We start from the raw sequence: 16944 nt of genomic DNA, 5'->3' as shown, positions 1-16944 counted from the left end.
GATTCTCTTTCGAGTTTCTATGTAATCAGAGGGTCACAGTCCCTCTGCTGAAGGACTAACCGCCTACCGTTATGATAGCACCCATGATGTAAATTATAGCAGTCAGGGACATTGTATGCAATAAAAAAATACGAAACATAAAAGAGGCTGTAATGAAGATAAAAGATGTTGAAAAACGAACTGGAATTACAAGTTATAATATCAGATTTTATGAGAAAGAAAATTTATTAATTCCGAAAAGAAATCCTGTAAATGGATATCGTGAATATACAGAGGAAGATATTCTTTGGTTAAATCGTATAAAAATGTTAAGGATGTTAGATATTCCGGTTTCAGATATTAGAAAAATTTTATATGAAAAGGAAGCATTAACTAGTGTTTTAAATACACATTTGCTTAAAATTAAAGAAGAAGAAAATAGACTTAGGCAGAATTATTTTTTATGCGAAGAGTTGATAAAAATGGATATGAGTGTGACTGATTTATCAGAAGAGATGTTAGATAAAATGATATCAGGAAAAGAGGAATATATTTACCAATTGGAGAGAATAAAACGGCAGGACAGGATACAAAAAATTTTCGATATTTCTAAATTAATTGTTTGTATTGTAGGGGGAGTAATTGCTGTCATTATGTGCGTGCAATTATATTTGGAATTATGTAATACATATATGAGTGCTCCGTTTAAAGTAATAACTTTTGTTTTGGGTTTGATTTTGGTTGTTTCAATATTACGGATTATAGTGTGTAATGAAACAAAATAAGAATGCGAAGATATTTTTGAGAAAAAGAGGACAAATAGAAAATGTTCTCTTTTTTTCTTGACCTTAAACTTCCTCTAAGGTGTATATATAAGAAAAACAGGGAGGCGAGAGATATGTATGTAAATGTAGAAAATGTAAATTTTGCTTATGATAAGAAGCCAATATTACATGATATTAATTTTGGAATGAATAAGGGAGAGATAACAGGCTTAATTGGTCCTAATGGCGCAGGAAAATCAACAATGCTAAAACTCATGATAAAAAAAATGAAACCTAATAATGGTAAAATTATTATTGGTGATAATGATATATTTTCTATTAAAAGAGAGAATAATCCTGTGACGTTCATTCCAGATATTCCAGTGTACTATGAAGAGTTGACTGTTTGGGAGCATCTTCAGTTTATTAAAGCACTGTACCCTGAGAACTCAGTGACAGTTGATTCATTAATTCGAGAATTTAATCTTAATCAGCACCTTAACAAAATTCCATTAGCACTTTCAAAAGGAACGTTGCAGAAACTTATGATTGCACTTGCATTGTTGCGGCAATACGATGTGCTGCTGGCAGATGAACCGTTTAATGGGTTGGATCCAGCACAAACATATAAATTCAAAAATACTTTAAAAAATTTGAAGAAACAAGATAAAACGATACTCATATCTACACATTTACTAAGTTTGGCTGAAGATTTTTGTGACAGATATATTTTTTTATATGATGGAAGAATAGTTGAACAAGGAACAAAGGCAGAAATATTACAAAAGCAGCAGATGAATAAGGAAACTTCGTTGGAACAAATATATATGTCCTTAATTGGTGAGGGAGAGCATTATGCAGGAGTACAGAAAACTGTTATGTGTGAATAAGATTAGAGAAACTAAAAGATTAATAGAAAATATGCTGATACCTATATTGTCTTTGGTAGTTGCGGCAGCTGTTGTTGGATATCAAATTGTGATTAATTTTTTTCCAATAATTCGGAAAATAAATGCATGTAATCTTCGAATATGTTATCTGGTATTTGGATTTTTGATATTATACTCGTTTGGCGTTTGTTTTATTAATGTTAAACCGGCAATTATAATAAAACCGGTATCATTATTTTTTATTCAAGAGAAAAAGATAAGACAAATGATATCAATAAAATATATAGGGTTAACCTTAAAGGACATTATATTTTCAATCATTCTTTCAGCTTGTATTAATGGCATTCATTTGAATAGAAATTTTCTATTTATATTACTCATAATATTTTTGTTATTAAATACAACCAATTTAATGAAATGGAAAATATATCATGCAAATCAAAGAAGAGATATTGGAATATGGCTGTTATTTAGTATAATCTTGGTAATATCGCTTAAATATTTTTTTATGTGCATTATAGATATAGGAATATGGATGTATATGCTAGTTTATGATTTTGGTGTTCTGGAAATAAATGCTTTAAAGTATGAAGATGAGATGCAATTTTTGGAAAAAGTACGTATTGCTCAAAATTTTAATAATACTGTATTGTTAGATCAATATGCAAAAGAAAAAATGGTGAGATATTTACAGAGAAAAAATAAAGTATCCAATTTTTTATACTACTTTCCATTGATATGGAAAGCTCAAATATCTATTTATAGATTAGGCAGAAATTGGATAATAATGGGAATGATTTTGTTTACGATATGTCTAGGAATTTATAAAATGCCTTTTTATTGGACGCTGCCATTTTTACAGCAAGAAGAAATACGTTATATGTTGTTGTTAGGCAGTATATTTGCCGTTTTTCGATTGACTTTACGGAGTATGGTTCAACAGTTGGATAGTATTCTTGAAAAAGCCACAGATGGTCTATTTATTCCTATATCGGAAAATCGAATTGTGAAACAGTTTATGGTGATACCAATTACAATTGTTTGTGGCGAAGGAATTATAATGGCTTTTGTTGTAAACAGCAGTATAGCGCAAATACTGTTAGGGTGTGCAATACTTATATGTGCGACAGTCCTGAATCTCTGGCTAGAAGTGAAATATAAAAATTTTCTGGTGAAAAAGGATTTTATTTTAAGTATTGCTGTTTTCTTAGGAGCATTGATACTTACCAAATAGATAAGAGATATCATAGTGAGAAATGAAGTCGCTGTGATACCATTTTGATACTAAAAAATGCAGAGAATAGAAATATAGCTTGGAAAATCCACAACACAAGAAAATATGGACACGGAAATCACAGAAAATAATGGAATTTTAAGAACCTCACAAACGTGAAGGTGGACGTACTGTAGGATCAGGACGTGTTGCTACAATCATCGAGTAATATACGCGAAAGCAATGAATAAAGCGCCAATCAAGGCGATAAAAAAAAGAGACTGCAAGCTTGCTTGCAAGTCTCTTTTTTTATCGCTTTGGAAGTGGGCATTTTACGAATGCCCGCGAACGAACGACGAAGTCGTGAGATTGGCGCATATACAATAGATTTGTTATCGTAAGATAACGTTGTGTCCAAACGTAAGATACCCGTAGAACTTCGGTTCTACGGGTTTTTCTGTTGCTCGAAAATATGTAATAGGGTAGAAAAGAATAACGAACAGTATAGAAAAACGGTTGCCGAGGAAGTGTCCTGACAACCGCTTGTGATAACAGAATGATAACAAAATATATAATTTTCGCAAATCTGATAACAGATAAAGTGAATCTATCTACAAATTAGAGATGTGATTGTGGATTAAGTCAGATCATAAGTCTTGATGTCATTCCCCTCAGTGCCCTTTTTAACAATAGTATGACAACTTATCGTAGTTCCCATAGCACGCAGTTTCCATTCGTCCTGAGTAGCGTTCAGCTTATCTAGTTCTTCCTGTCTTTTATCTTCATTTTCGATAGCTAATATTTCAGCTTTTTCCTTTTCATAGACATTTTTAAATTGACACCATTTCCTGAAAAGTCCTGTCTTGGATTTCAAGGTGGAAATAAGCATGATACAGAACTGAATCAGTGGATAAATCATGAAAAAGAAGTTCTGGCAGAGATTGCAAAGCAATATGGAATTGAATGGGAACAGAAAGGTACTCATGAGGAACATCTGGACGTTTATAATTTTAAGAAAAAAGAGCGTAAAAAGGAAGTGCAGGCACTGGAACAGGAGAAAGAATATCTTACTGCTGAGAATGAAGGACTGACTGCACAGATTGCGGAAGCAAGAGCTGATATCCAGCTTTTAAAAGATGACAAGGAGCAGGCAGTTAAAGATAAAGAGGAAGCTGAGAAGCGTGCGGAAAAAGCCGAGAAAGATCTGCATAGCCTGGAAGAACGCAGAGAACGGTTACAGCCGGTAATGGATAATGTCAGCAAAGAAATAAAGGAATATGGAACAGTGAAAACGCTACTTCCAGAAGCTGGTGCATTGGAACGTGCAACAACCTACCGGGATAAGAAAATAAAACCACTGTTTACTCAGGTGAAAAATAAAATTGCTGCGATGGCTGCACAGGTTAAAGAACTTGCCGAAGAAGTAGAAAAATGGAAACACAAATATCAGAAAACAAAGCAAGCATATAACCAAATACAAAGAGAGCTAGATACAGTGCGTGAAGAAGAAGAGCAGTTATTTGATGAAAAACAACAATTGCAGGGTGTTTCTGATAGATATGACCGGGTAGTGCGTGTTCTTGGAGAAAATGCTGTAGATGATGCAGTACAACAGGATATACAGGAGCAGAAGGCATTAGAAGAAAAGCGACAAATGGAGCAAATGCCAACAGGAAGTATTCACGAAAGACTTGCCTGGGGAGCCAGAAAGAGCGAGATGGGGAATCAGCAGCGTAAGAAAAATAAAATAAAAAACAGAGGAATGGAGAGATAAGATGATGAAAAAGCACATTTATGATGAAAGCAATGGATTAAGTTACACACTGCACGGAGACTATTACCTGCCAGATTTGGCAGTGAATGAGGGAGAACCGACATATGGTAAATACGGAATGTTGCGGAAACAGTTCCTGAAAGAGCATAGACCGGCACGATACCAGTATTTATTGATGACTGGGGAGCTGACGGCACATCTGAACCGAGTCGATCAGGAGACCAGAGAGCAGGTGGAAACCTTGGTAAAGCAGATTGAGGAAAAACAAGGTGTGACGGAACAACTGAAAATGCAGGATCTGATGAAATGGGTTGGATTGATAAATAATATAAAGGCATGTGCGGAGAAAATTGTGTTGAAAGAGAGCGTGTATATGTGAGCAGAGAGGGCAGTCGGAAGGCTGCTCTTTGGCAATCTAAGAATAGAGTTTTGGGATAGAATATGATAAAATGTAAGAGATAAATCGGAATTTACAGAGGTGATATACGATGAAAATTAGTGTTAGCGATTATGAAGATTATTTATATGACCATTATAAAGAACATGGCATTGATACTAGTTTGTTTATGAAATTAGTTGAAGAAGTAGGTGAAGTTGCAGAAGTTTTAAATAAAAGAGACGGCAGAAAGGCTTCTGATAGCGAAGATTTAAAATCTCAATTAGCAAACGAATTGGTAGATGTTATTCATTATGCTTTTGCTATTGCATCATTAAATGAAATTGACTTAAATGATGTTATTTTGGAAAAAGATAAAAAGGCAGCAATTAAGTATAATCATGAACGAAACCTTGAACAGTTTATGTTGGAACGATAGATTGGACTTTGTAAAACAGTTAGATAAACTTGAATTGAGATTTCATGTATTCCAAGGAATTTAATAATTGTTATATTTTATTATCAAATATCTCTCAAGCCCTTGAAAACACTAAGTTTATCGCAGGTGAGCTTTCCCTTATTGTTTCCCTTGTATTATATTGTCCCACCAGTGTTTACGAACTCTGATAAGGGCAAATACAAGGGCAAGAAAATCCTATAAAACAGTATAACACAAAATTAAAACGACATGGTGAACTGATTGAAATGCTTCTATTTTTTTAACAAATGATTGATTGAACGATAAGGAGATTTGATACGATGAGAACGATATTTGCAGAATACAATCCACACAGAAACAGCATTGATGTATATACCAGTGCTGGCTATATGCTCCGCATTGACTGCTGGGAAGCAGAAAAGAATTTAAAAACAACACCTGGATCAGATTGTGCATTAAATGCACTTGCTATTGATGAACCACTTGAATATGCAAGATTGTATCTTGATGGAACGATGCAAATGTGGGTAGATGCGGAAGATTCCTTAGAAATTTAATTCAAAGATAAATAAGGGACAAATAACCCTTTTAGATTTATTTGTCCCTATTATTCTATATTTTTTCACTTCTGACAATGCAGATGAAACTTTTAAATTTGGTATTTTCCAGTATCATTGTTCAGTTTTTTTCACCAGACAGGGCACTGTATCCATATTGTTTGTATGTATTTTCCCCTGTTACTCAATCATAATTTCCTTGATAGAAATCTTCTTAATTTTTTCAGAATATATATACATCATAATTTCATAAATCGTGATAAAACAAGCAAGAGAAATAAGCATAGTAGGAAAGTCAAATTTATACGTAGGTACACCCTCGACATCCTTAAATACAATATCCACCATAAGCCGAAGCAATCCATACTGATATACTGTTCCGATTATAAAACCAATATAGGACAGCGGTCTGTATCCTCCTAAAATTGCCCTGCAACATTCTTTCTGTGAATAGCCGAATACTCTCATCATAGCAATAGTTTTTGTATTTCCGTTTATTACTGTAGTTATAGCAAGAAACAGAGTTGTAAACGCTAATACAAGTCCGATGACCAACATCATCACACCCATCATTTCACTTGATAAATCTTTCATACTAAACGATATTTGTGTCATAGCTGAAAAGCAAAACGAAGCAAAAATAATGAAGAATACAAGTGCCTTTTTAGATTTCAAGGTATTCCTTTTCAAATACTCTACAAACGACAATTCACTACTTTTTTCGATTCTATGATTTGGTATTTTAGAAGCAGTTTGCATATTATCTTTCAAAAGCAGCAACACAGGTTTTTTGAATTTGTACCAGGCATAATAAACTGAAAGTGCCGAAAAACACACAGTCGGCAATACCACAAAATAAAATAAAATGCTTGGATGAAAATTGATAGTTATCTCAGGAAGCATTTTATCTTCATTTTGTAGAGCGTAAAACCACGGCATTATAAGAAATGCTCCTGCATATCCGGTTACAGTTCCAATAAATATACTAATTCCGAATACCCAAAAGCTTTTTGCAATTTTGATATTTGAATATCCCAACGCCTTTAATATCCCAAGTTCCTTCTTATGCGTGTCAATATAATGCTTAATATAAAACAACAACATAACAATCGCAGTTAAAAGCAAGCATCCGCCACTTACAAGGCAAACGACTTTTGCGGTAGAAACCTGAGCATTATAAAAAAACATTGATAATTCAGATGTAATTTCACTCTCAATTAATCGAATATCAAAATAAAAGTTCAGAAACATTGTACAAACAAGAACAGCACAACAGGCTATAATGGAAATACCGATGAGTTTTGAAACATTTTTTATTCCAACGAGCATACCATCACCACCCTATCTCATAAGCAGTCTTTTGTGCTTCATTTGTGTAAATTTCAGATATTTTTCCGCTATTCATTTTTATAACTGTGTTTGCCATTTCCGCAATATTCAAATTGTGCGTTACCATTACAATCGTAAAACCATATTCCTTTTGAAGTTTACATATATAATCAAGAACCTGTCGTCCTGTTTGTTCGTCTAATGCTCCTGTCGGTTCGTCAAGAAATAATACTCTCGGTCTTTTTGCCAAAGCTCTTGCAATAGATACTCTTTGCTGTTCGCCACCCGAAAGTTCGCTGGGATATTTATGTAGTTTTTCTCCGAGTCCAACCGCTCTAATGACGTTTTTATAATCTTTATTATTTGCTAAATCAGCACCCATTTTTACATTTTTATCAACGCTCATATTGGGTAGCAAATAATACTGCTGAAAAATAAATCCGACATTTTCCTTACGAAATGAAGTTAATTCATTATCAGAAAGTGCTGTAATATCCTTTCCGTCATAAAACACTTTACCGCTGTCAGGGCGTTCAAGACCTGAAATTACATTCAAAAAGGTTGACTTGCCAGAACCAGATGCGCCGAGAATAACCACAAAATCATTATCCTCAATATCAAGACTGATGTCCTTTAATACTTGGAATCGGCTTTCTCCGTTTTGGTAGGATTTTATTATATTTCTCGCTTTAATCATTATTTTCTCCTTCCTTCAGCTTTTTCAAAATACTCATACATACCTCAGTAATCATTGTACTGATTTCTTCGTCTGTAAATCGGCACATTTTTGTGGCACAAAGCGTTGCAATTCCGTGTGTATATATCCAAAGATGATGATACAGTTTTTTCCCAGCTGCCTTGCAAATTTTGTAATCATCTTGAATTGACAATAGAATTTGCTCATAACTTTCATCTATCAGCGGAAGTACACCAGATAAGTCAGGAATTTGTTTTTGCTCCGTCATAAAGAGGAGTTGAAAAAGCTTAGGCTCATTAACAGCGAAGAGAATATATTGTGTACCCACCCCTTTAAACGGGGGCTCTGTTGTTAGTCCTTTATTGACATATTCTTTATACAGAGCTTTAGCAGATTTAATCATATCCTGCTGAACCTCCTCCATATTTTTAAATACAGTAAAAATGGGTCTTGCCGAACTACCGAGATATGTTCCTAACGCTCTTGAAGTCAAAGCCTCATATCCGTCTGCCCTGACAATATTTAATGCGGCTTCAATAATTTCTGCTTTTGTAAATTTGGCTTTTGGTGGCATACTTTATCTCTCCTTTTACTAAATCGCTTGTTTTAAATCAGCTGATTTAATTATAATTGAAGCCCACCTGAAAGTCAATAAGGCGGCAGAGATTAATTCCTTCAGCCTTATTGACTGCTTATGAAAAGATGATTTCTTCGTTCATAATATCCCAATTGCTACACTTTGTTGTATTGCGTTATGCGTTTTTCCAGCCCTTGCTTTTACCATTATGAACAGTCAGGGCAAGGGGAACATAGTGTGAAATCATATAAAGGGATAAAGCGAACACATTACAATGAATCCTTTGTTTTCAAAGCTTTTGTAGGATTTTATTAAAATACAAAGAGGTGTGATTAAGCACATATATAAAATTGTGTGTTTACAATCGGATTTTTAATAATATCCCCTTGTTTCCCGCCAGCCTTTTACATACCACCTGATTCCAACATATACCAGTTGCACGAATAATAAGAAAAATAGCAGATTGATCGGCAATACTGTCTTTATCCAATCTCCAAAATAGATTGCTATTGCCATGCTTATAAGTGTTACCATTATGGTAATCGTATCCCAACAGTATTTCTTATATAGGTTGGCAATTCTTATTCCAATCACTACAGACAGTATTCCGGCAACCGCCAGACATCCCCCGCAAATCAGTATTCTTATTATCCAATACACAACTCCTGCAATGACCAGATTGGATAATCCGTTACTGATTTGTGCCACATTCTTTCCTGTCAGTATAATCCACCCTGCAATGCTCTGTATAAAAGTTGCGATTGTATCAAAGAATACCACGCAATCAGAAATAAAGATTTTTGACAGTATTATCTGAAAAAGAGTAGTCGATACGGAATACCATATCAGCAGAAACATCAATGCTTCATACATGGCTGTTTTTGCTTTATATCTGCCTGCCAGTTTTTCTCTCTGCGTATCATACCTTTCCTTCGCTCTCAGATAAGCTGTCTGGTTACAATTCCCACACTTTTGATAGAGTACCGGCTTTTCAACCGGTATCTCTACTTTTTTCTGATGGGAGAGTGCATAGTCCCGTTCCTGTTCTGCCTGCCTTAGCTTATCTCGACATTCCTCTATCATGGCTTGGACGGTGTGTGTTTTCTCTTTCTCGCTCTGCAACAATTCTTTTGTTTTCCTCAAGTCGTTCTTTAAGGCTTGAATGTTCCCTGCTCTGTTCTCGCTGTTTAACCTCTCGTTCAAGGTCAGCGATTCGTCGAGCTGCATTTTCAGTTCCCGGATAGTCCTGTCTTTCTGGTCGAGTTCTTCCTGCATCTGCTCTGTCAGCAGAAGCAACTCTTCCAGTTGATTGTCGCTCTTTGAGTTTCTTAATTCGTTCATCAATCGACCTTCCTTTCTCTAATTGCTGTTCAAGTTCAGTAATTCGCTGTTCTGTTTCTGCAATAGCCGGTTCTCGCTGTTTAATTTCTGTGCCAATTCCTGCCATTGCTGATTTTCGTCTGTAAGCTTCTGTATCTGGTCTGTCTTTTCTTCCAGAAGTATCAACAGTTCTTCTGTATCCGGCAAGATTTGAAGCAGTTCTGATAATTCGCTCTCTAATTGCTGCAATCGTTCTTCCTGCTCCTGAAAGCACATCAGCTTCTCGTCCTTTTCCTGTATTTCCTGAAGCATCTCTGCCATGATATTCTGCTGTTCCTCTATCTGTGTAATCATTGCTTCCATCATGGGAATTACTTCTTTGCTTTCTTCTAATGTCATTCAACCACTCCTTCCATATTGACAATGCACCGGATACCTTACCAAAGGTTGTGATTACCTTTTGCAGTAGTGCATTTTGTTTTTTAATCATCTGGTTTTCCGCTACCTTCCATGAACCATTCCATATCTGTCCGGTGAGATATTTTTCCTCAATCTTTCTTGCATCCGCACCCTCATGAATCGTAGGGATTTTTAATTTGCCCTGTCTTTCATAAGAGCGGTGGTCAATCTGATTGTCTATGGATAAATGCCGGTTACACATCCCAGCCCATTCGCTTCGCCATAACTCACAATTCTTTGGATTATTCCAGCCGGTAGCATCGGTCAGAACCCGTTTCCATTGTTTTCGGTTTCTTGCCCCGACTTTCTTTACTCCGTTTTCATCAAGTACCTGAATGCGGATTCCATGCCGGTCAGGATTTTTCTTATCCTGCCACCAGTCCGGGTGGGATTCATCAACCACGATATTTCCGTCAGTATCTCTGACAAAATCCCAGTCCTTGACTTCTTTGCTGCCCCATGAATGATCCAGATTGAATGGTCGCATGGTTACAAGTAAATGCACATGTGGGTTTCCATCGCCCTTATCGTGTATGCTCCAGTCGACACACATTCCCTTATCCACGAAAGTCTTTTGAATATATTCGGTTGTATAATCAATCTGTTCCTGTCTGCTCCATTCTTTCGGCAGGGAAAATTCAAATGAGCGTCCAAGCTGTGCATCTGCATTTTTTTCTATCTTTAAGACCTCATTCCATAGACGCTGTTTCTGAAATGTGATTTTAAACTTTTCCAGTGCGGCATCTTTATCATCCGCTCTTTTATAACGGATAGACTGTTGAAACCTTTTTATATTTTCTTCCGGTACATGCAGCCATTCAGGAGGTGCATTTTCGCACATCATCAGACTGGTGTAGACGACTTCCTTTTTGGAAGTATAGTAACTGATTCTGCCTGTTTCCTCATTCTTCATCACATCTCCATTAAGATATGCCGATGCGGATATGACAGATTTTCCTTTACTGCGCCCGACAATCTTTACTGTAAAGTGAAATATCGCCATGATACGATTCCCCCTTTCTGCCGTATCCGGCATTGATTTCCGACAGCATCTTCTTCTGGTTTTGCAGGAGTGAAGCTGTCGGAACGCCCTCTGCACAAGAGTGCCCCCTGCGGCATGAGCAGGTCTGGCTGAAAGCCCCGCCGACGGAACGAGCCCGGCAAGCGTAAGCGCAGACCGGTTGCCACTTGTGGCAAACTTATAAGGACGACCTCTGGTTGTCCATAAGTGCGCCCTTCATTCAAAGGCAATGAAGGGAATGGAAAACCCACTCCCTCCGCCATTACACTTCCTCCATGTCTGTAACTAATTCTTTCTGCATCGCTTTTGAGAAAAACTTCCCGTTTGTTTCCTGCCTTTTTAAGAAGCCTATCAACTTTGGTAAATCTTCCTCCTCAATCGGACAGCCAAGAACCGATTCCACCGCTCCTCCAATCTGACAGAGCCTGTGGGTTCGTTTTTTACTTTCTTCCGCTTTCTTTCTCTTTTCCAGTTCCTTCCGCTGTGCTATGAGCTTTTTTGTAGCTTCAATGCTTTCCTGTTCCTTTTTCTCTAATGCACGTATTCTTTCTTCATAAGTCTTTGTTGATTTCGCCATATCGTCTTCATCCTTTCTTTTTCCGATAAACAACAGTTCCCGGTTGCATATCAGGAGAAGCACATGGTATAATCCTCTTGCGTGTAGGTATATCATGGCTTCGGTCTGATAGAACCTTTGGCGGTTTCGTAGGAAGCCGCCTTTTTAAGTTGCCACATTTCTTGTGACAGCTTTTACATTTCCTTTATCCCTCAGATCTCGCCCCTCGTTGGCTTCCATGAACTTTTCCAGAATGTCAGTTTTAATAAGGACTTTTCTTCCGACTTTTAATACCGGAAGCTTCTTCCATTCAACCAGCTTTCTCAAAGTATTTCTGCCAATTCCTGTATAGTCGGCTGCTTCCTCGATGGATAATGCAATCTTTCTTTCCGTCATCTTGTCACCTCCTTATAAATTGCATTATGCAATTTTTGTTGTGCTGTTAGTATAGCGGTTTTATATTGTGTTGTCAAGCGTTATGAAATTTTAAAAATAATCATTAAATTGCATATTGCAATTATGTGAGGTACATGCTATAATTCATACATACCGAAAAAGGAGGCAATCAGCATGAAAGATAAAGAACTACGCAAGCTGATAGGCAGCAGGGCAAAACAGCGTCGTCTGGAATTAAATCTGACACAGCCTTATGTTGCAGAGAAGATGGGAGTTACCGCTTCCACAATCCTGCGTTATGAGAATGGTTCGATTGACAATACCAAAAAGATGGTGCTGGAAGGTCTTTCGGAAGCACTTCATGTATCTATTGAATGGCTCAAGGGGGAAACCGATGAATACGAAACCGATATTACGGATAAGAAAGAATTACAGATTCGTGATGCAATGGGCGATATTCTCAAACAGTTACCTCTCGACCTTAGTAAAAAGGAAGATGCTTTTTCCAAAGATTTACTGCTGTTGATGTTAAAGCAATATAACCTGTTTCTGGAATCATTCCAGTTTGCCTGCAAGAATTACAAGGGCAACACGAATGAAGCTGATATTGCAAAAGTAATGGGGTTTGAATCGAATGATGAATATAACGAGATTATGTTTCTCCGGGAGATCACCCACACTGTTAATGCCTTTAACGACATGGCAGATATCGTAAGGCTTTATTCCAAAAAACCGGAAATGGCAGAACAAAGGCTTGAAAATCTTTTATCAGAAGTTTTGTATGAGGATTCCGATTCGGTATAGAACGACAACCGGAGTTATGATATACTTACACGCAAGAAGCATTTCATCAGTTCCGATTGTCTGATATCGAAAGGAGACACACGATTATGGCAAAAGGATCTGTAAGAAAAAAAGGAAAGAAATGGTACTACCGCTTCTATGTAGAAGATGCAAGCGGCAATCTGGTTCAGAAAGAATACGCTGGAACAGAAAGTAAAAGTGAAACGGAAAAACTGCTCCGTCAGGCAATGGACGATTACGAAAGCAAGAAATTCATTGCAAAGTCGGAAAATATTACAATTGGAGAATTACTTGATATATGGGCAGAGGAAGAATTAAAGACCGGTACGCTCAGTAATGGGACAGTCCAGAATTACCTCGGTGCCATTACCAACATCAAGAAGCATCCAATTTCAGAGAGAAAGTTGAAAAATGTAACATCTGAGCATTTACAAGCCTTCTTCGATCTGCTTTCCTTTGGTGGCACTTATCCAGATGGTTCAGAAAGAAAAGGTTATAGCAAAGATTACATTCGTTCTTTCTCGGCAGTATTACAGCAGTCATTCCGATTTGCAGTATCACCAAAGCAATATATCACTTTCAATCCGATGCAGTATATTAAGCTGAAATACCAGACGGATGAGGTTGACCTGTTTTCTGATGATGACATGGATGGCGATATACAGCCAATTCCACGAGAGGATTATGAAAGACTGATTGAATTTCTACAGGATTACAATCCACCGGCAATACTTCCAATCCAGATAGCTTATTATGCAGGACTTCGTATCGGTGAAGCCTGTGGTCTGGCATGGCAGGATGTAAATCTTGAAGAACAGTGCCTTACGATCAGACGCAGTATCCGATATGATGGTTCAAGGCACAAGAATATCATCGGACCAACCAAACGAAAAAAGGTAAGGATTGTTGATTTTGGAGATACACTGGCAGAGATTCTTCGCAATGCCCGAAAGGAACAACTTAAAAACCGAATGCAGTACGGAGAACTTTACCACAAAAACTACTACAGAGAAGTAAAAGACAAAAACAGAGTTTACTATGAGTTCTATCATCTGGACGGAACAGAGAATGTTCCAGAAGATTATAAGGAAATATCCTTTGTCTGCTTAAGACCGGATGGAAGTTTGGAACTGCCAAGCACGTTAGGAATTGTTTGCAGGAAGATTGCTCAGAAACTGGATGGATTTGAAGGATTTCATTTTCACCAGTTGCGACACACCTACACAAGCAACCTTCTGGCAAATGGAGCAGCACCAAAGGATGTGCAGGAACTGTTAGGGCACTCAGATGTCAGTACCACCATGAATGTCTATGCACACTCTACAAGAAAAGCCAAGCGGGAATCTGCAAGGTTACTTGATAAAGTGGCAGGCAATGACTAAATAAAACTTTCCCTTATTTCCCTTACGATTATCTCATAAGGGCAAAAATAAGGGAAAATACATATCGTTTCGCTAATGCACAGGCTGGAAAGCCTGTAAAATAGGGAAAGTTAGAAATATATTTCGGCAAACTTGAATTTAGTGGGGAATGTAAAGTGAAATTATCTTTAAAAACAAATGCAATAAAATCATTTGGTAAAACAGTTGAGAATGATATTAAAAGTTTAGAAAAAGTATTAAACATCAAATTTCCTAATGATTACAAAGATTTCTTGTTGAAAACAAATGGTGGCAGTATTCCTAATGATAATACCAATGAAATAGTTTTAAAGAATATAAAGAAAATTATAAATATAGATATTCTCTATGGAGTTAATACTGACAATTCATGCTTTGATATTGAATACTGGACAAAGAAATATATTGATGATTTATTTGAAAAAACTGTCATTATAGGAGATAGTTTACAAAATGGATTTATTGTTATGATTTGTGATGGAAATAATGATGGTGTTTATTATTACGATGATTCATATTATTTTGATGAGTCTAACGATGAAAATAATGTATATATCATATCAAATAATTTTACAGAATTTCTTGATATGATTGTGAAAAGATAAATTCCAATTTTTGAAACTGAGAAATCAGAATTTGTAGGTGCGATTGATGAAAATTATTGAAGTTAAAGAAAATAAAAAACAATATCTTGATTTGCTCCTATTAGCAGATGAGCAGGAAGATATGGTTGACCGTTATCTTGATAACGGCAAGATGTATGTACTTGATGATAATGGGGTCAAGTGTGAGTGTGTCATAACCGATAAAGAAAATGACATACTTGAAATCAAGAACATTGCGACAGTTCCAGAATATCAAGGGAAAGGTTATGCAAGAGCCTTAATTGAGTTTATTGTTAATAATTACAGAGAGCAATATGCCATTCTGCAAGTGGGAACAGGCGATAGCCCACTGACAATACCATTTTATGAAAAGTGTGGTTTTGTCCGTTCGCATATCATATCAAATTTCTTTATAGATAATTATGACCACCCAATCTATGAGAGTGGAATACAGTTGGTAGATATGGTGTATTTGCAAAGACCGTTATAATTTAAATTCAAGTTTATGGAGAGTCACCGTTATGATTAGAGAATTTCAAAGGGATGATATAAATAAAGTTGCAGATATATGGTTGGATACAAATATAAAGGCACATAATTTTATCCCCGCCGAATACTGGAAAAGCAATTTCAAATCAGTAAAAGAAGCGTTGTTACTAGCAGAGGTTTATGTGTATGAGTATGATACAGAAATACAGGGTTTTATAGGGTTAAATGATGAATATGTTGAGGGCATTTTTGTTTCTGGTGAAATGCAATCGCAGGGTATAGGTAAAATTCTGCTGAATTATGCAAAGGATAAAAGGAATAAGTTGCACTTGAACGTATACCAAAAGAACGCACGGGCAATATCTTTTTATAAGAGAGAAGGATTTGAGATTCAGCATAGTGGCTTAGATGAGGCTACCGGAGAAAAAGATTATGTAATGACATGGCAACACAAATAGAAATTCCAGTTTGTATAATTGAAAAAATGAAAAACGCATAGACAACTGTGTCTATTAGTGAAAATACGACATTTCTCGCTTTGTGTCGTGTTATTTGCAGATAACAGATTCTATATTTGATGATGAAAGGAGGAGTTGAGGTGGACCAAGTAAAAATCGGGAATTTTTAAAAAAAACTTCGCAAAGAAAAAGGCATTACACAGGAGCAGTTGGCAGAAATATTAAATGTCTCTGGAAGGACCGTATCCAGATGGGAAACCGGAAACAATATGCCGGATATCAGTATTCTTGTGGATATTGCAGATTATTATGATATCAGCATTCCTGAGATTATCAGTGGAGAAAGGAAAAGCGAGATGATGAACGAAGAAGAAAGAAAAATTGCTAAAACAATGTCAGATTATGCAACTACAGAGAAAGAGAAGATTTTTAAGGAAATGAAGCTCCAAAGTGTCATGGGAGTTTGTGCATTGGTTCTATACTGGATTCTGCATGAAACAGGTGCATATATGTATAATGATGTGTTAGGAAAGCTTGCCGGCTATTGTGAGACCTTGGTATCTGTGTCAGTCATAATGATGGCAGCATTTACGACAGGATCTTTAAGCAAGGTGCGGAGCAAGAGTAGGAAAGTTTTTGTGTTCGAAAATTTCCCAAAACCTATGCAATTAGTTGTAACTGCAGTTGTTGCTTTTGGTGGAGCTGCTGTGATCAAGCTGGTACTGGTGTATTTTTTCGGCTTATAAGTATTTTCAAATTCGTATTACATACTATGGAAAAAGAACTTTTTGACATTTCCACAGATGCGTGCTAATATGATTATAGAAAAAGAGTGCTACCG

General features: G+C 36.4%; 20 protein-coding genes and 1 pseudogene. 13 read left to right on the top strand and 8 right to left on the bottom strand.

The window, feature by feature from the left end; translation table 11 throughout:
• Window positions 1-152 precede the first annotated feature (152 nt).
• From AB5213_RS00300 to AB5213_RS00270, 7 genes are all read left to right on the top strand, one after another.
• A complete protein-coding gene (locus AB5213_RS00300) occupies window positions 153-764 on the top strand; it encodes a MerR family transcriptional regulator (RefSeq protein ID WP_161285587.1) in 612 nt (203 codons plus the stop codon).
• Between the two features lie 113 nt (window positions 765-877).
• Window positions 878-1633: an ABC transporter ATP-binding protein gene (locus AB5213_RS00295; RefSeq protein WP_161285586.1), complete on the top strand. Its 756-nt coding sequence runs from the start codon at window positions 878-880 to the stop codon at window positions 1631-1633.
• Window positions 1626-2867: a hypothetical protein gene (locus AB5213_RS00290; RefSeq protein WP_195274724.1), complete on the top strand. Its 1242-nt coding sequence runs from the start codon at window positions 1626-1628 to the stop codon at window positions 2865-2867. The genes AB5213_RS00295 and AB5213_RS00290 overlap by 8 nt, the downstream gene beginning before the upstream one ends.
• 814 nt (window positions 2868-3681) lie before the next feature.
• Window positions 3682-4620, top strand: a complete 939-nt coding sequence (locus tag AB5213_RS00285) for a hypothetical protein (RefSeq protein ID WP_349096495.1) — start codon at window positions 3682-3684, stop codon at window positions 4618-4620.
• Between the two features lie 4 nt (window positions 4621-4624).
• On the top strand, window positions 4625-4999 hold the full coding sequence (locus AB5213_RS00280; RefSeq protein WP_118288154.1) for a TnpV protein: 375 nt from the start codon (window positions 4625-4627) through the stop codon (window positions 4997-4999).
• A gap of 109 nt (window positions 5000-5108) precedes the next feature.
• Window positions 5109-5435, top strand: coding sequence for a MazG nucleotide pyrophosphohydrolase domain-containing protein (locus AB5213_RS00275; protein WP_215633771.1), 327 nt, complete (start codon window positions 5109-5111; stop codon window positions 5433-5435).
• A gap of 320 nt (window positions 5436-5755) precedes the next feature.
• Window positions 5756-5992, top strand: coding sequence for a DUF6061 family protein (locus AB5213_RS00270; protein WP_008373065.1), 237 nt, complete (start codon window positions 5756-5758; stop codon window positions 5990-5992).
• Window positions 5993-6172: 180 nt separating this feature from the next.
• Here AB5213_RS00270 and AB5213_RS00265 read toward each other — a convergent pair whose 3' ends face one another.
• The 8 genes from AB5213_RS00265 to AB5213_RS00230 form a co-directional block, all read right to left on the bottom strand.
• Window positions 6173-7321, bottom strand: a complete 1149-nt coding sequence (locus AB5213_RS00265) for an FtsX-like permease family protein (RefSeq protein WP_118371374.1) — start codon at window positions 7319-7321, stop codon at window positions 6173-6175.
• 4 nt (window positions 7322-7325) lie between these two features.
• Window positions 7326-8018, bottom strand: coding sequence for an ABC transporter ATP-binding protein (locus tag AB5213_RS00260; protein WP_015517697.1), 693 nt, complete (start codon window positions 8016-8018; stop codon window positions 7326-7328).
• On the bottom strand, window positions 8011-8592 hold the full coding sequence (locus AB5213_RS00255; RefSeq protein ID WP_008373078.1) for a TetR/AcrR family transcriptional regulator: 582 nt from the start codon (window positions 8590-8592) through the stop codon (window positions 8011-8013). The genes AB5213_RS00260 and AB5213_RS00255 overlap by 8 nt, the downstream gene beginning before the upstream one ends.
• Before the next feature lie 375 nt (window positions 8593-8967).
• On the bottom strand, window positions 8968-9678 hold the full coding sequence (locus AB5213_RS00250) for a DUF6040 family protein (protein WP_118371373.1): 711 nt from the start codon (window positions 9676-9678) through the stop codon (window positions 8968-8970).
• Window positions 9656-11377: a MobA/MobL family protein gene (locus tag AB5213_RS00245; protein ID WP_368276193.1), complete on the bottom strand. Its 1722-nt coding sequence runs from the start codon at window positions 11375-11377 to the stop codon at window positions 9656-9658. Before AB5213_RS00245 ends, AB5213_RS00250 begins: the two co-directional genes overlap by 23 nt.
• Complete coding sequence (locus tag AB5213_RS00240; RefSeq protein WP_015530040.1) at window positions 11353-11658, bottom strand: hypothetical protein; 306 nt, start codon at window positions 11656-11658, stop codon at window positions 11353-11355. Before AB5213_RS00240 ends, AB5213_RS00245 begins: the two co-directional genes overlap by 25 nt.
• The gene (locus tag AB5213_RS00235) at window positions 11658-11972 is read right to left on the bottom strand and encodes a hypothetical protein (RefSeq protein WP_041254741.1); all 315 of its coding nucleotides are present in this window, start codon (window positions 11970-11972) and stop codon (window positions 11658-11660) included. The genes AB5213_RS00240 and AB5213_RS00235 overlap by 1 nt, the downstream gene beginning before the upstream one ends.
• 144 nt (window positions 11973-12116) lie before the next feature.
• Entirely contained in the window at window positions 12117-12347 is a 231-nt protein-coding gene (locus AB5213_RS00230; protein WP_003505382.1) for a helix-turn-helix domain-containing protein, read from the bottom strand.
• A 174-nt stretch (window positions 12348-12521) separates the two neighbouring features.
• On the opposite strand from AB5213_RS00230, the gene AB5213_RS00225 reads away from it, so the two are divergent.
• The 6 genes and pseudogenes from AB5213_RS00225 to AB5213_RS00200 form a co-directional block, all read left to right on the top strand.
• Window positions 12522-13151: a helix-turn-helix domain-containing protein gene (locus AB5213_RS00225; RefSeq protein WP_015518384.1), complete on the top strand. Its 630-nt coding sequence runs from the start codon at window positions 12522-12524 to the stop codon at window positions 13149-13151.
• Window positions 13152-13237: 86 nt separating this feature from the next.
• Window positions 13238-14533 (top strand): tyrosine-type recombinase/integrase, encoded by a 1296-nt coding sequence (locus AB5213_RS00220; protein ID WP_195251524.1) that lies wholly within the window; start codon window positions 13238-13240, stop codon window positions 14531-14533.
• 155 nt (window positions 14534-14688) lie between these two features.
• Window positions 14689-15156: an SMI1/KNR4 family protein gene (locus AB5213_RS00215; RefSeq protein ID WP_368276192.1), complete on the top strand. Its 468-nt coding sequence runs from the start codon at window positions 14689-14691 to the stop codon at window positions 15154-15156.
• A 46-nt stretch (window positions 15157-15202) separates the two neighbouring features.
• Window positions 15203-15646, top strand: a complete 444-nt coding sequence (locus AB5213_RS00210; RefSeq protein ID WP_034880612.1) for a GNAT family N-acetyltransferase — start codon at window positions 15203-15205, stop codon at window positions 15644-15646.
• A 31-nt stretch (window positions 15647-15677) separates the two neighbouring features.
• The gene (locus AB5213_RS00205; RefSeq protein WP_055247538.1) at window positions 15678-16103 is read left to right on the top strand and encodes an N-acetyltransferase; all 426 of its coding nucleotides are present in this window, start codon (window positions 15678-15680) and stop codon (window positions 16101-16103) included.
• Between the two features lie 182 nt (window positions 16104-16285).
• Window positions 16286-16849, top strand: a pseudogene (locus tag AB5213_RS00200) (helix-turn-helix domain-containing protein); the annotation flags it as partial.
• Window positions 16850-16944: the final 95 nt, after the last annotated feature.

It is taken from the genome of Coprococcus sp. RTP21204st1_G4_RTP21204_210225, assembly GCF_040915385.1.
Lineage (GTDB): Bacteria > Bacillota > Clostridia > Lachnospirales > Lachnospiraceae > Allocoprococcus > Allocoprococcus comes.
The sequence above is the reverse complement of the archived record's forward strand: the minus strand, read 5'-3'. Positions and strand labels throughout refer to the sequence as shown.

Coding starts and splice junctions, on each gene's coding strand:
- AB5213_RS00300 (WP_161285587.1), top strand. CDS start 153: ATGAAGATAAAAGATGTTGAAAAACGAACTGGAATTACAAGTTATAAT.
- AB5213_RS00295 (WP_161285586.1), top strand. CDS start 878: ATGTATGTAAATGTAGAAAATGTAAATTTTGCTTATGATAAGAAGCCA.
- AB5213_RS00280 (WP_118288154.1), top strand. CDS start 4,625: ATGAAAAAGCACATTTATGATGAAAGCAATGGATTAAGTTACACACTG.
- AB5213_RS00275 (WP_215633771.1), top strand. CDS start 5,109: ATGAAAATTAGTGTTAGCGATTATGAAGATTATTTATATGACCATTAT.
- AB5213_RS00270 (WP_008373065.1), top strand. CDS start 5,756: ATGAGAACGATATTTGCAGAATACAATCCACACAGAAACAGCATTGAT.
- AB5213_RS00265 (WP_118371374.1), bottom strand. CDS start 7,321: ATGCTCGTTGGAATAAAAAATGTTTCAAAACTCATCGGTATTTCCATT.
- AB5213_RS00260 (WP_015517697.1), bottom strand. CDS start 8,018: ATGATTAAAGCGAGAAATATAATAAAATCCTACCAAAACGGAGAAAGC.
- AB5213_RS00255 (WP_008373078.1), bottom strand. CDS start 8,592: ATGCCACCAAAAGCCAAATTTACAAAAGCAGAAATTATTGAAGCCGCA.
- AB5213_RS00250 (WP_118371373.1), bottom strand. CDS start 9,678: ATGATAGAGGAATGTCGAGATAAGCTAAGGCAGGCAGAACAGGAACGG.
- AB5213_RS00245 (WP_368276193.1), bottom strand. CDS start 11,377: ATGGCGATATTTCACTTTACAGTAAAGATTGTCGGGCGCAGTAAAGGA.
- AB5213_RS00240 (WP_015530040.1), bottom strand. CDS start 11,658: ATGGCGGAGGGAGTGGGTTTTCCATTCCCTTCATTGCCTTTGAATGAA.
- AB5213_RS00235 (WP_041254741.1), bottom strand. CDS start 11,972: ATGGCGAAATCAACAAAGACTTATGAAGAAAGAATACGTGCATTAGAG.
- AB5213_RS00230 (WP_003505382.1), bottom strand. CDS start 12,347: ATGACGGAAAGAAAGATTGCATTATCCATCGAGGAAGCAGCCGACTAT.
- AB5213_RS00225 (WP_015518384.1), top strand. CDS start 12,522: ATGAAAGATAAAGAACTACGCAAGCTGATAGGCAGCAGGGCAAAACAG.
- AB5213_RS00220 (WP_195251524.1), top strand. CDS start 13,238: ATGGCAAAAGGATCTGTAAGAAAAAAAGGAAAGAAATGGTACTACCGC.
- AB5213_RS00210 (WP_034880612.1), top strand. CDS start 15,203: ATGAAAATTATTGAAGTTAAAGAAAATAAAAAACAATATCTTGATTTG.
- AB5213_RS00205 (WP_055247538.1), top strand. CDS start 15,678: ATGATTAGAGAATTTCAAAGGGATGATATAAATAAAGTTGCAGATATA.